This window comes from Burkholderia sp. lig30, from assembly GCF_000687455.2.
In the GTDB taxonomy this organism is placed as follows: Bacteria; Pseudomonadota; Gammaproteobacteria; order Burkholderiales; family Burkholderiaceae; genus Burkholderia.
This window is the reverse complement of record NZ_JGVW01000075.1, coordinates 1-12438: the sequence shown is the minus strand read 5'-3', so window position 1 is coordinate 12438 and position 12438 is coordinate 1. Positions and strand designations below refer to the sequence as shown.

The following is a 12438-nucleotide window of genomic DNA, read 5'->3' as shown; positions in this document are numbered from 1 at the left end:
GCGCGCTCAGGGCGTCGCGTGCGCCGGCCCACAGCGCTCGCACGGGCTCGCCGCCGTGCCGTTGTGCGATGCGCCGCCGTGAAAATCCAGCGCCACGCCGCCGCGTACCGGCACCGTCACGAGCCTGCTTTGCCATGCGCCGTCGAGGCGAACGGCGACGCGATAGCGCCCGGGCGGCACCTTCGCGTAAAAGTACGGCCCCTCGGCGCGCGCATCGAGCGCGGCCGTGCCGGTGAGCGCCTGAATCGCAACCTCCGCATCGGACAGATAGGTGCCGCGCATTGTGGTGAACAGCAGGCGCAGGTTGTAATGCGGGGCAGCCGCGCGCATTGTCTGCGCCTCGTCGCTGCCGATGCCGCCAGTCAGGTAGGTCACGCCGCCGCGCGTGACGGGCGCGGGACTCTCCTGCGCGGGTGCGGCGCCCGTCAGCAGCAGACCACAGACCAGCACGGCGCAGCATGCGCGACCACGCATCCGGTTCATCACGTTTCTTCTCTCCATCGAACGAGCGCCACGGCGTGCGGCGTCGGGAAAACCAGCGTACCGGCCCGCGTATACGGCCCGTTGACGTGGATCAATCCGGCCGGCTCAGCACGGATTACGCTGACATGCAAGGCATGTTTCGCGCGTCGGCGCGTCCGCCGCGCATCCGGTTGGTGGCCGAATCCATCGGCTAGTCGACCCTGCATCGTCAGGGACGTTTGAGGAGAGAGCGCAATGAGCAATCTGTCACGTTACGACCCGTTTTCGATCGAGCCGGTATCGGACCTGTTCCAGGGGCTGTTCCGTCCGCTGCGCGGGATGGCTGGTGCAGAGGAGTCCCAACTGGCGTCGATGAAGATCGACGTTACGGAAAATGAAACGGCATACACGGTGAAGGCGGAAATGCCGGGCGTCGACAAGAAGGACATCGATATCCGCATCGACGGCAGCACGGTCTCGATCAGCGCGAAGGTCGAGCGCAATGAAGAGCAGAAGGAAGGGGAGCGCGTGATCCGCCGCGAGCGCTATTCCGGCGCGTTCAGCCGCTCGTTCACCCTCGCCACCGACATCGACGATGCCGCGGCGACCGCGCAGTATCAGGACGGCGTGCTGTCGTTGACGCTGCCGAAGAAGTCGCGCGCCGAGCAGACGCGGGTGACGATCAGCTGATCGCACGCCCGGCACGCCGCGATGCGCGGGAAGCAATGCATGCGCGAGCGCGTGCGAAACGGGTTGATCCGGTCGCAGCGGCGTGCCGCGTGTTCAGGAGCGTGAGATGAAGACCGACAAGCAGGTGAAGCAGGATGTGGAGGACGAGCTGGAGTGGGATCCGGCCGTCGACGCGACCCGCATCGGCGTCGAGGTCGAGGATCGGGTGGTGACGTTGTCGGGCCACCCGGCGAGTTATGCGGAGAAAGTCGCGGCCGAAAAGGCCGCGCATCGCGTGGCGGGCGTGAAGGCGGTCGTGGTCGAGATGGAAGTGCATCTGCCGCACGACGACCATCACACCGACGAAGACGTCGCGAAGGCCGTGCGCGCGGTGCTCCACTGGACGGTCGGCCTGCCGGACGAGGTGATCAAGGTCCAGGTCGAGAAAGGCTGGGTCACGCTGACGGGCAAGGTCGACTGGGGATACCAGCGGCAGCTCGCGCTGCGGGCGATCTCGCAGATGCGCGGCGTGACGGGCGTGTCCGACCAGATCGAGGTTGGCGGCGACGTGGCGCCGGGCGACATCGGCGCGAACATCCGCAAGGCGATGCAGCGCCACGCCGACCGCGAAGCGAAGCACATCGAGGTGATCGTCCACGACGGCACCGTGACGCTGAACGGCAAGGTCGGCTCGTACGCGGAACGCGCAGTCGCGCGGGGCGCGGCGTGGTCGGCGCCCGGCGTGCGCGCAGTCGTCGACAATCTGGTGGTCGAATAAGCCGCCGCCGAGGCGGCCCTGCCGTTTCCACTCGCCGGCGCTATTCGGCGCCGGCATCGTCCGGCGCGTGCGCGACGCCGCCGGGCCTGCGCGTGCGCGCGTAATGCGCGACCGCGTCGGTCACGGTCGGGAAGAAATGCGCGGCGCCGATCTGCGCGTACAGCCCGTAGTCCCGCAACCGGTCCTTGACCGGCCCTTTCAGTTCCGCGAACCACAGCTGCACGTGACGCGCTTCGAGTTCGGCGCGCAGCGCCGACAGCATGTCGGCGGCGGTCACGTCGATGTCGGTGATCGGCTCGGCGGCGATCACGACACAGTTCGCCGGCGCCGTCTCCGCGTCGATCGCGTCGAGCACGTGCTCGCGGAAAATGCCCGCGTTCGCGTAGAAAAGCGGTGCATCCCAGCGGAACAGCACCAGCCCCGGCGTACGGCGCGCGTCGGGGTGGCGCGACACGTCGTGATAGCCGCGCGTGCCGTCCACCCGGCCGAGCACCGCGTCGTAGGGGTGCCACGCGCGCCACACGAACGACAGCAGCGATATGCCGATCGCGACGAAGATGCCCGGCATCACGCCGAGCAGCGCGACGCCCGCGAAGCAGCAGGCCGACACCGCGAACTCGCTGCGCCGCATCCGGTAGAGCCGTGCCATGCCGTGCAGATCGACGATCGCGATCGATGCCGCGATCACCACCGCGGCGAGCGCCGCTTGCGGCACGCGCGCGAGCAGCGTCGGTATCGCGCCGAGCAGCACGACGAGGCACGCGGCCGCGACCAGTCCCGTCACCTGCGTCTGCGCGCCGGACGCAATCGCGACCGGCGTGCGCGACGCGCTGCTGCTGACCGCGCAACCGCGGAACATGCCGGCGAGCAGGTTGGCGACGCCGAGCGCGAAGACCTCCTGGTTGCGGTCGGTTTCGTGGCGGCCGTGGCCGGCGAACACGCGCGACAGCACGCTGATGTCGGCGAACGACACGAGCGCGGTCGCGAACGCGTCTGCGACGAGCCGCAGGCCGTCGTCCCAGCTGACGGCGGGCCAGTGCGGCGCGAGGATGCCCGCCGGCAGCGCGCCGACGCGAACGACCCGGCTCGTCCATGCATCGGGCAGCGCGAGACTGACGAGCGTGGTCGCGACGACCGCGATCAGCACGCCCGGCCACGCGGACGCGAAGCGCCGCAGCAGCACGATCGCCGCGATGCATCCGGCGCCGAGCGCGAACGGCGCGGGATCGAACTGGCCGCCGGCAATGCGCGCAGCGACCTGGCCGAGCGTGTCGACGAACGCGCCGGTCGGCACGCGGAAGCCGAACAGGTTCGGCAGCTGGCCGGCGATCAGCGTGACCGCGATGCCGTTCAGATAGCCGTACTGGATGGGTTTGGACAGCAGGTCGGTGACGAAGCCGAGGCGCAGCAGGCCGATCAGGATGCAGAACGCGCCGGACAGGATTGCCAGCATCGCCGCGAGGTCGACGGCCATGCGCGGATCGCCGTGCGCGAGCGGCGCGACCGCGCCCGCGATCAGCGCCGCGAGCGCGGAATCCGGGCCGAGTACCAGTACGCGGGTCGGCCCGGCGAGCGCATAGCCGACCAGCGCCGCGATCGTTGCATAGAGCCCGGCGCTGACGGGCAGGCCGGCCGCCTGCGCGTAGCTCATGCCGACCGGCACGAGCACGGCGGTCAGCACGACGCCCGCGAACACGTCCTTCGCAAGCCAGTCGCGCTGGTAGTGGCGCAGTGTCGCGAGGCCGGGCAGCCAGCGCGACAGCATATCGGCGATCAGCGGCCGGCGCGGCGGTGCAGCCATCCAGCCAGCAGCCATGCGGTGCCGGCGGCGGCGGCGAGGCTCGCCAGTGCCGCGCCGGCCACCGCCGAGGGTCGTGCGGCCCACAGCGCGCCGGCGAGCGCTGCGGCTGTCGCCGTGGCTGCGCGCGGCGGCCATGCGACGGGAGCGGCGCGGGAGATCGCGATGGCGCGCGGCGGCATGCGGGGGGGAGCGGATCGTTTCATCGTGGCACCTCCATTGAACAGGGCAGGCCGTGTCGGCTGACGCGCCGATGGCCGGGTTTCCTTCGCGTCGCCGGGGCGGCGAAGGCCCGGCGCGAAACGTGTGTCCATGTCTTCAGTATCGTGTGCCGGCTGCGCGCCGCCAAGCAGGTCGCGCTGAACATCGCGTCAACGAATGCCGCCTGTCTGTCGGAAATTCCCGACAGGCGCGCGGCGCATCTGCCGATTCCCGGCGTATCACCGTGCCGCCCGCGCCGCCCGCGCCGCCCGCGCCGCGCGCGTCGCGTCGTGCGCACCGATGACCGACCAGATTTCATCGGCGGTTTCGCAGAACGTGAACAGCGCGAGATCCTCGGGCGAGATCATCCCCTCGTCGACCAGGAAGTCAAAGTGGATCGCGGCGCGCCAGAACGACTCGCCGACCAGCACCACCGGCAGCGGCGCGATCTTGCCCGTCTGCAGCAGCGTCAACACTTCGAACAGCTCGTCGCAGGTGCCGTAGCCGCCGGGGAAGAACACCGCCGCGCGCGCCCGCTCCAGCAGATGCAGCTTCCGGATCGCGAAGTAGTGGAACCGGAAGCACAGCTCGGGCGTCACGTACGGGTTCGGAAACTGCTCGTGCGGCAGCGAGATGTTCAGGCCGATGCTCGGCGCGCCGGCTTCGTGCGCGCCGCGGTTGGCGGCCTCCATGATGCCCGGCCCGCCCCCCGTGATGATGTGCAGCGTCGGCGGGGCCGAGTCATGCGTGCGGCCGACCCGATTGCCGAGTTCGCGCGCGACTTCGTAATAGCCGCTGCGCTCGAGCAGGCGCGTCGCCGTGTGCACCGCACGCAGGCATTCGGGGGCGTTCGGGCGCGCGGCGAGCGCGCGCTGCGCGTCGGCGAGCCGGCGTCGCGCGACCGACGACGACACGATCCGCGTGCTGCCGTACACCACCACGGTATCGGTGATGCCGAGCCGCTGCAGGCGCGACTCGGTTTTCCAGTAGTCGAGCTGCAGCCGCACGCCGCACATGTCGGGCTGCTGGAGAAAACCTGCATCCTCGTCAGCGGGCAGATAGGCCGGACTCGCGATCAGCCGGCGCACGCGCGGCGACAGCGCGGCCTTCGTCGCGCCCGGCGGCGTGGCGGAAAGCGCCGGGCGCTTGCGGCGCAACGGCTTGCGGGGCGCGAGCGCGATGCGGGTGGAGGCGGGGCGCGGCGACTTTGCCGCGCCGCGCGACGGGCGTGCCTTCATGTCATGTGTGTCGGGGCGGGAACGCGCGCGGCGCGCGCCGGGGGCGAGCGTTCAGCTCGCGTCATCGGCGAACAGCCGGTGCTCCGGCTCGGTCGATTCGGTGTCGACGCATTGCACATGCCAGTGGCCGGTGACCGGCGTATGGTGTGCGTGGCGATACCAGCGCGCTTCGCCCGATGCGCCTTCGTACGGGTCCTGCCCTGATCCGTACGCGAAATCGTCGAGCACGAACAGCGGGTGCGCGACGTCAGGGGCGGTCACGCGCACGCCGTTGTCGGCGGGTTCGAGCATGCCCCACGCGGGAAGGTGCATGCCGGCGTGCCCCTCGCAAGACCACTTGTGCTCGGCCGGGGCGAGCCAGAGGATCGCATAGGCGGAAGGATCGGCGCTGTCGAACGTGTCGAGATGGACGGTGATACGCACGGCGGACTCCTGTGGTGAATGGCGGCTCGGTTCGGGGCGATGCGCTACTGGCTCATGACCCAGTTGATCAGCCGTTTCGCATCCTCTGCGGAAAGCGGCCCACCGCGCTCGGCTGCGCTCGGCATCGGCGTGTCGCCCCAGTGCGCGCGGCCGCCCCGGCGCAATTTGTCTTCGAGCATCAGGTGCGCGTTCGGCGTGTCGCGGTAGCGTTCGGCGATCTGATGAAAAGATGGTGCGAGGAAGGGCGTGTCCGGCGTATGACAGAACATGCAGTGTTGCTGGTCGACCAGTTCGGTCGGCTCGGCGACCTGTTCGGCGGCGGCGTTGCGCGCGATGCAGGCAAACGCGGTCACGGTGACGAGCAGGGCAGTTTTCAGCGAATGGTTCACGGTGCGCGTCCCTTGACGAGATGGGTTCGACCAGTCTAAGGTCGTGTCTGCGCCGGCCGTTGACGCACGTCAATCGCGTGCGCCACGCGCCGGCGCCGCGCCCTCGGGGTGGCGTGGCATTTCCTCGTATCGTCCGCGCGAATCCGCTCGCATTCGTTCGCCGGCTGCCGATCCGTGTCCGGCTCGGGATGTCCGGCGCGCGCCGGCCGCTGCATGCGGCGCTGTGGCAATTGATGCAGCGCAAGGGCAGTCGGCGGCATCGTGGCCGTTTCGCGTTCCAGTCTCTACGCTTCCAATACATCAACCTTTCGTCGCTTCGAGTGAGGAGTCAGTCGATGTCACAGGACAGTTTGTTCGAGTCGTTGGTGCGAGCCGCCGCGAGCCGTTCGATCGCGGAAGAGGAGTTGCGTCACATGCTCGAGGACGAAGTGCGTGCGCTGTCTTCCGGCGCGCGCGTTCACGATTACATTCGGGTGTTCGCGATTCGCCATTTGCGCGAGCGGATGCTGTCGGACGACGACGGCTCGAGCGGCGCTCCGCCCGGTTATTTCCCCATCCAGTCAGCACACCATGCGCGCAATGGTCTTTGACGGCGTCTCGCCGCACCTGCTCCTCCGCGATCTGCCCGACCCGTCGCCCGGCCCCGGCCAGCTCCTGATCGACGTGCATGCGTGCGGCGTATGCCGCACCGACCTGCACGTCGTCGACGGCGACCTGACCGAGCCGAAGCGGCCGGTGATTCCCGGCCACGAGATCGTCGGCACCGTCGCGGCGCTCGGGCAGGGCGTGACCGGCTTCACGGTCGGCGAACGCGTCGGCGTGCCGTGGCTTGGCCACACGTGCGGGCATTGTGCGTTTTGCGCGGCGGACCGCGAGAACCTGTGCGACGCGCCGGGCTTTACCGGCTATACCATCGACGGCGGCTACGCGGAGCGCACCGTCGCCGACGCACACTATTGCCTGCGGCTGCCGCCGGGCTACGACGACGTGCATGCGGCGCCGCTGCTGTGCGCCGGGCTGATCGGCTATCGCACGCTCGCGCTCGCGGGCGACGCGCGCCGCGTCGGCATCTACGGTTTCGGCGCGGCCGCGCACATCGTCGCGCAGGTCGCGCGCCATCAGGGGCGCGAGGTCTATGCGTTCACGCGGCCGGGCGACACCGCCGCGCAGCAGCTCGCGCTGCGGCTGGGCGCGCGCTGGGCGGGCGGCAGCGACACCCGCGCACCCGAGCCGCTCGACGCGGCGCTGATCTTCGCGCCGGTCGGCGCGCTCGTGCCGCTCGCGCTGGCGGCGGTGGTGAAGGGCGGCACCGTCGTGTGCGGCGGCATTCATATGACGGACATCTCGTCATTCCCGTATTCGCTGCTGTGGGAAGAGCGCAAGCTGCTGTCGGTCGCGAACCTGACGCGCGCCGACGGCGACGCGTTCATGGCGATCGCCGGCGAGATCCCGCTCGAGATCGAGGCGACGCGTTATCCGCTCGCGGACGCGAACCGCGCGCTGGACGACCTGCGTGCCGGACGCCTGTCCGGCGCGGCGGTCCTGACGATGCGTTGACGCCGCAGCCGCGGCGTGTGCAACGACAGGCGGCGCATCGCTGCGCCGCCCGATGCGCGCCGTGCCCGGCGCGGGCGACCCAGGCCGGCTCAGGGCCTGTTCACGCGAATAACGGGCTTGCGCTGGGCCTAGCCGGCCAGCGCGGCGGGGGCGTCGCTCGACGCCTGCACCGCGTCGAGATCCACGCTTTGCAGATAGGTCGGCACTTCGCACGGCCACCCGAGGGTTTCCTGGATGCGACGGCGCATCGCGTCGGCCGCGGCCGGCTCGCCATGCGTGACGAACGTGCGGATCGGCGTCGTCGTGACCGCGCGCAGCCACTCGATGATCTCGCTGTAGTCCGCATGCGCGGACAGCGACGCGATCATCTCGACATGCGCGCGCACCCGGACGTATTCGCCGTGCAGCTTGATCGTTTCCGCATGCGCGGCGAGCGCCGCGCCGCGCGTGCCGGCCGCCTGATAGCCGACGAGCGCGATCGTGTTGCGGCTGTCCGGCGCGTATTGCGCGAGATGGTGAAGGACGCGCCCGCCGGTGGCCATGCCGCTGCCCGCGAGGATGACCATCGGGCCGTGATGCGCGGCGATCGCCTTCGACTGTTCGACAGTCCGCACCATCACCGCCGCATGGGCGATCGCTTCCGCCTGCGAATGCGTGAGCCGGTGCTCGCGGACGTGGTGCGCATACAGCTCGGTGACGCTCGTCGCCATCGGGCTGTCGACATAGACCGGCACCGGCCTCATGCGGCCCGTCTCCTTCAGCCGCGCGATGTAGTGCAGCACTTCCTGCGTGCGCCCGACCGCGAAGCACGGCATCACGACTACGCCGCCGCGCGCGAAGGTTTTCTCGAACAGCTCGGCCAGTTCCGTTTCGGGGTCGCCGGCATCGTGCAGACGGTCGCCATACGTCGACTCGACGACGAGGTAGTCGACATGCGCGAGCGGCGCGGGCGCGCGCATGATCGGGTCGTTCGGGCGCCCGACGTCGCCCGAGAACGCCAGCACCTTGTGCTGCCAGCACACCACGACGCTCGCCGCGCCGAGGATGTGGCCCGCCGGGAGCAACCGGAAGTGCAGTTGCTCGCCCAGCTCGACGGGTACGTCGAAATCGCGCCGCACGAACTGCCGCAGCGCGCGCTCGGCGTCCTCCAGCGTGTAGAGCGGCAATGCCGGATGGTGCTTCGAATAGCCGTGGCGGTTCGCGAAATCGGCTTCCTCCTCCTGCAGCCTCGCGGCGTCGCGCAACATCACCTCGCACAGGTCGGCGGTGCCGGGCGTGCAATAGATCGGCCCGCGAAAGCCGTCGCGCACGAGCAGCGGCAGGTAGCCGCTGTGGTCGATGTGCGCGTGCGTGAGGATCACCGCGTCGATCGTGTCGGGCGGGACGGGCAGCGGGCTCCAGTTGCGCAGCCGCAGATTTTTCGTGCCCTGGAACAGCCCGCAATCGACGAGAATGCGCCGACCGCCGCCTTCCAGCAGGTAGCGGGACCCGGTGACGGTTTCCGTCGCACCGAGGAACGTGAGTTTCATGACAGCTCCGGTTCGCCCGTGGCGAATGTGTCTTACGAATCAGATCAGATTGCACACCAAAGGGCGGGGTGGCGCTTGACATGGATCATGCGCTCGTCAGGCGAGGGCGCCCCGGTGCGGCCGCGCTCGCCGGGCCGCCAACAGGCGGCCTGGGGATAGCATCCGCCCCCCGGCGCGGCGTTGATTTGGCGCAACCACCCTCAAGTAATCCACGCGGACGCCGTTTACCTGAATGGTTTTCCCCGCGCGTACGCGCACGATCTACTGAGTCATTACCCATGTTCTCGTCCATTCGCGCACGCATCCTGACGGCTTGCGTTGCCATCGTCGTATTCGCGCTTGTCGCCACCACCCTGATCAACTATTTCATTGCGAAGTCGTATAACGACGACGCGATCGATCGGAACCTCACCTCCGTCGCCAGCGGTCACGTGGTCGGCATCAACGACTGGGTCGCGTCGAAGATCCGGATGATCTCGTCGCTGCAGGAGCCGGTGCTCGGCGCCGATCCGCTGCCCATGCTCAAGCAGGTCGCCGATGCCGGCGGCTTCATGAACGTCTATGTCGGCTATGCCGACAAGACGTCCAGATTCTCCGACCCGACCGGCATCCCGCCGGGCTACGACCCGACCGCGCGCCCGTGGTACAAGGCCGCGGCGGCGGCCGGCAAGGCGGTCGTGATGCCTTACCTCGACATCCAGTCGGGCAAGATGGTCGTCGCGGTCGCGGTGCCCGTGATCCGGGACGGCGCGGTCAAGGCGGTCGTGTCGGCCGACGTGGCGATGGACGTCGTGGTCGCCAACGTCAAGGCGATTCATCCGACGCCCGCGAGCTTCGGGATGCTGCTCGACAGCGCCGGCCACATCGTCGCCTACTCCGATCCGAAGCTGACCCTCAAGCCCGTCACCGATCTGATGCCTGATCTGAGCATTTCCCCGGCGGCGCTCGCGAGCGCGACCGCGCCGGTCGAGGCGCACGTCAACGGCGAAGCGAAGCTGATGCGCGCGCAGCCGGTCGCCGGCACCGACTGGTATGCGGTGGTCGCACTCGACAAGTCGGAAGCGACGGCGGGCATGCGCTCGCTCCTCACCGCGTCGCTCATCACGCTTATCGTGATCGTCGCAATTGCGTCGGTCATCGTCGGCGCGATCACCACGACGATATTCCGTCGCCTGTCGCAGGTGCGCAATGCAATGGCGGCGATCGGTTCCGGCAACGGCGACCTGACGCAACGCCTGCCCGCCGACGGCCGCGACGAGGTGACGGACATTGCCCGCTCGTTCAACGCGTTCGTCGACAAGCTGAACCGCGTGATGCTGCAGATCCGCGACGCCAGCGAATCCGTGCGCACCGCCGCCAACGAGATCGCGGCCGGCAACCAGGATCTGTCGTCGCGCACCGAATCGGCGGCGGCGAGCCTCGAGGAAACCGCCGCGTCGATGGAAGAGATCACGGCGACGGTCGGCCAGTCCGCCAGCGCGGCCGGCCAGGCCGACGAGCGCGCGGCCGCCGCGTCGAAGATCGCGTCGCACGGCGGCTCGGTGGTGTCCGACGTGGTCGCGACGATGGGCAAGATCGAGGAAGCCTCCGGGCGGATCGGCGACATCATCGGCGTGATCGACGGCATCGCGTTCCAGACCAACATCCTGGCGCTGAACGCCGCGGTGGAAGCGGCGCGCGCGGGCGAGCAGGGCCGCGGCTTCGCGGTCGTCGCGCAGGAAGTCCGCAGCCTCGCGCAACGCAGCGCGCAGGCCGCGCGCGAGGTGAAGGTGCTGGTCGAATCGACGGTCGCGTGCGTCGCCGACGGCTCGGGCCAGGTGCGCCAGGCCGGCGAGACGATGCGCGAAATCGTCTCGAACGTCACCAACGTGACGACCATCATTTCCGAGATCACGCATGCGGCGAACGAGCAGACCCGCGGCATCCAGGAAGTGAACCGCGCGGTCACGCAGCTCGACGAGATGGTGCAGCAGAACGCCGCGCTCGTCGAACAGTCGACGGCCGCCGCCACCGCGCTGCAGACGCAGGCGAACGCGCTCGCCCAGACGGTCGGGCAGTTCCGGGTCGCCTGACGCGGCGCGACGCGCGCGAAGGGGCGGGGCAACCGATGCGCCGCGATGCGGCGAATGCGTGCGCCGCGTCCATGTTCTGTCACTTTGCGCGTGCAGGCGTGGCCGTTCCCGGGTGATACTTGCTCTGTCACCATGCGACAGACAGGGATCGCCGATGGCCATCGCTCCGCTCTTGCGACGTTTTCCCGCGCGCCGGCGTATCGCCGGCGCGTTGGCTTTTGTGGCGCTGACGACCGGGGCATGGCCGGGCGCGCACGCGCAGACGCCGTCGCCGCTCGGCGAGTGGCAATATTCCGCGGGCGTGCCGCTCGAAAAAATGTTCGAGCCGCAACAGGCAGACTGGGAAGTCACCGTCGGCGCGGCGATGGCGCTGCAGCCGCGCTACCCCGGCGCGAGCCGCTACTGGGTGCTGGGCGGGCCGACCATCGACGTGCGCTATCGCGACCTGTTCTTCGTGTCGACCGGCGAGGGCGTCGGCGTCAATGTGCTGCGAGGGCCGAACTGGCGGGTGACGCTGTCCGCCGGCTACGACCTCGGCCGCCGCACGGCGGACGATCGCGGCCACCTCGACGGGCTCGACAACATCAATGCGGCCCCGGTGATCAAGCTGTCGGCCGATTACGTGATCTCGAAGGAATTTCCGCTGGTGCTGCGCGCGGACGTTCGCCGCAGCATCGGCGGCTCGAACGGCTGGGTCGGCGACCTTGCGGCCTACCTGCCGATGCCCGGCAGCTCCGAGCGCTTCTACTGGTTCGCGGGGCCGAGCGTGACGTTCGCCGATGCGCGCTACATGAACGGCTGGTTCGGCGTCGGTGAAGGCGCGGCGGCCCGCTCCGGCCTGCGAAGCTATGCGCCGGGCGCGGGCCTCCGCTCGGCGGGCGTGGGCGTGACGATGGTCTGGTTCTTCCGCCCGAACTGGTTCTTGACGGTCGACGGCGCAGTCGAGCAACTCGTCGGGCAGGCGGCGCGCAGCCCGATCACCCAGCAGACCACCAACGGCGTGTTCGATTTCTCGTTGAATTACCAGTTCTGAACGCGGATCGAACTGCACACGATCAAGTCTGGTTGCGCTAAGGCTGTACCGTACTGGCCAGGCTTGAACAGACAAGCGGGGCGGGCGTCATGCGTGCCGCCCGAACGCTTCGCGCAGCTTCTGCTTCGCCAGCTCGAGCGTGGCGCGGCGGTCGTCCGGCAGCTTCGCGCCTGCGCGATTGATGTAGAAGTTCAACATCGACATCGCCGATTGAAACGGCGTCCCCTTGCGGCGCGTGCTGCGCTCGGCGGCACGCTTGAGCGCCTGCGCGATCGCGTCGGCCGACGCG

Annotated in this window: 14 protein-coding genes; 6 read left to right on the top strand and 8 right to left on the bottom strand. The window is 69.3% G+C overall.

Translation table 11 applies throughout. The features are described 5' to 3' along the window. Positions 1 to 6: 6 nt before the first annotated feature. A complete protein-coding gene (locus LIG30_RS12230) occupies positions 7 to 483 on the bottom strand; it encodes a carboxypeptidase regulatory-like domain-containing protein (RefSeq protein ID WP_051994985.1) in 477 nt (158 codons plus the stop codon). A 234-nt stretch (positions 484 to 717) separates the two neighbouring features. Between LIG30_RS12230 and LIG30_RS12225 the strand changes: the two genes are divergently transcribed. Further along, positions 718 to 1152, top strand: coding sequence for an Hsp20/alpha crystallin family protein (locus tag LIG30_RS12225; protein ID WP_038712482.1), 435 nt, complete (start codon positions 718 to 720; stop codon positions 1150 to 1152). Between the two features lie 106 nt (positions 1153 to 1258). Beyond that, positions 1259 to 1909 (top strand): BON domain-containing protein, encoded by a 651-nt coding sequence (locus tag LIG30_RS12220; protein ID WP_038712480.1) that lies wholly within the window; start codon positions 1259 to 1261, stop codon positions 1907 to 1909. 40 nt (positions 1910 to 1949) lie between these two features. On the opposite strand, the gene LIG30_RS12215 is transcribed toward LIG30_RS12220, so the two are convergent. The 5 genes from LIG30_RS12215 to LIG30_RS12195 form a co-directional block, all read right to left on the bottom strand. After that, complete coding sequence (locus LIG30_RS12215) at positions 1950 to 3710, bottom strand: SulP family inorganic anion transporter (protein WP_051994984.1); 1761 nt, start codon at positions 3708 to 3710, stop codon at positions 1950 to 1952. Further along, a complete protein-coding gene (locus LIG30_RS12210; protein ID WP_152986074.1) occupies positions 3683 to 3913 on the bottom strand; it encodes a hypothetical protein in 231 nt (76 codons plus the stop codon). Before LIG30_RS12210 ends, LIG30_RS12215 begins: the two co-directional genes overlap by 28 nt. 234 nt (positions 3914 to 4147) lie before the next feature. Continuing rightward, a complete protein-coding gene (locus LIG30_RS12205) occupies positions 4148 to 5146 on the bottom strand; it encodes a TIGR00730 family Rossman fold protein (protein ID WP_083494002.1) in 999 nt (332 codons plus the stop codon). Between the two features lie 51 nt (positions 5147 to 5197). After that, positions 5198 to 5632, bottom strand: coding sequence for a DUF3564 family protein (locus tag LIG30_RS12200; RefSeq protein ID WP_038712537.1), 435 nt, complete (start codon positions 5630 to 5632; stop codon positions 5198 to 5200). Continuing rightward, on the bottom strand, positions 5614 to 5958 hold the full coding sequence (locus tag LIG30_RS12195) for a c-type cytochrome (protein ID WP_083494001.1): 345 nt from the start codon (positions 5956 to 5958) through the stop codon (positions 5614 to 5616). Before LIG30_RS12195 ends, LIG30_RS12200 begins: the two co-directional genes overlap by 19 nt. A 335-nt stretch (positions 5959 to 6293) precedes the next feature. Between LIG30_RS12195 and LIG30_RS12190 the strand changes: the two genes are divergently transcribed. Beyond that, entirely contained in the window at positions 6294 to 6548 is a 255-nt protein-coding gene (locus LIG30_RS12190; RefSeq protein WP_051994988.1) for a DUF3562 domain-containing protein, read from the top strand. Continuing rightward, the gene (locus LIG30_RS12185; protein WP_038712477.1) at positions 6529 to 7515 is read left to right on the top strand and encodes a zinc-dependent alcohol dehydrogenase family protein; all 987 of its coding nucleotides are present in this window, start codon (positions 6529 to 6531) and stop codon (positions 7513 to 7515) included. The genes LIG30_RS12190 and LIG30_RS12185 overlap by 20 nt, the downstream gene beginning before the upstream one ends. A gap of 128 nt (positions 7516 to 7643) precedes the next feature. Here the strand turns inward: LIG30_RS12185 and LIG30_RS12180 are convergent, their stop codons facing one another. Continuing rightward, entirely contained in the window at positions 7644 to 9044 is a 1401-nt protein-coding gene (locus LIG30_RS12180; RefSeq protein WP_038712474.1) for an MBL fold metallo-hydrolase RNA specificity domain-containing protein, read from the bottom strand. A 278-nt stretch (positions 9045 to 9322) separates the two neighbouring features. On the opposite strand from LIG30_RS12180, the gene LIG30_RS12175 reads away from it, so the two are divergent. Next, positions 9323 to 11116, top strand: a complete 1794-nt coding sequence (locus LIG30_RS12175; protein ID WP_038712473.1) for a methyl-accepting chemotaxis protein — start codon at positions 9323 to 9325, stop codon at positions 11114 to 11116. A gap of 154 nt (positions 11117 to 11270) precedes the next feature. Further along, the gene (locus LIG30_RS12170) at positions 11271 to 12149 is read left to right on the top strand and encodes a MipA/OmpV family protein (protein WP_038712471.1); all 879 of its coding nucleotides are present in this window, start codon (positions 11271 to 11273) and stop codon (positions 12147 to 12149) included. 87 nt (positions 12150 to 12236) lie between these two features. On the opposite strand, the gene LIG30_RS12165 is transcribed toward LIG30_RS12170, so the two are convergent. Next, positions 12237 to 12438: DUF3175 domain-containing protein (locus tag LIG30_RS12165; RefSeq protein WP_038712469.1), on the bottom strand; the 202-nt coding region annotated here is incomplete at its 5' end.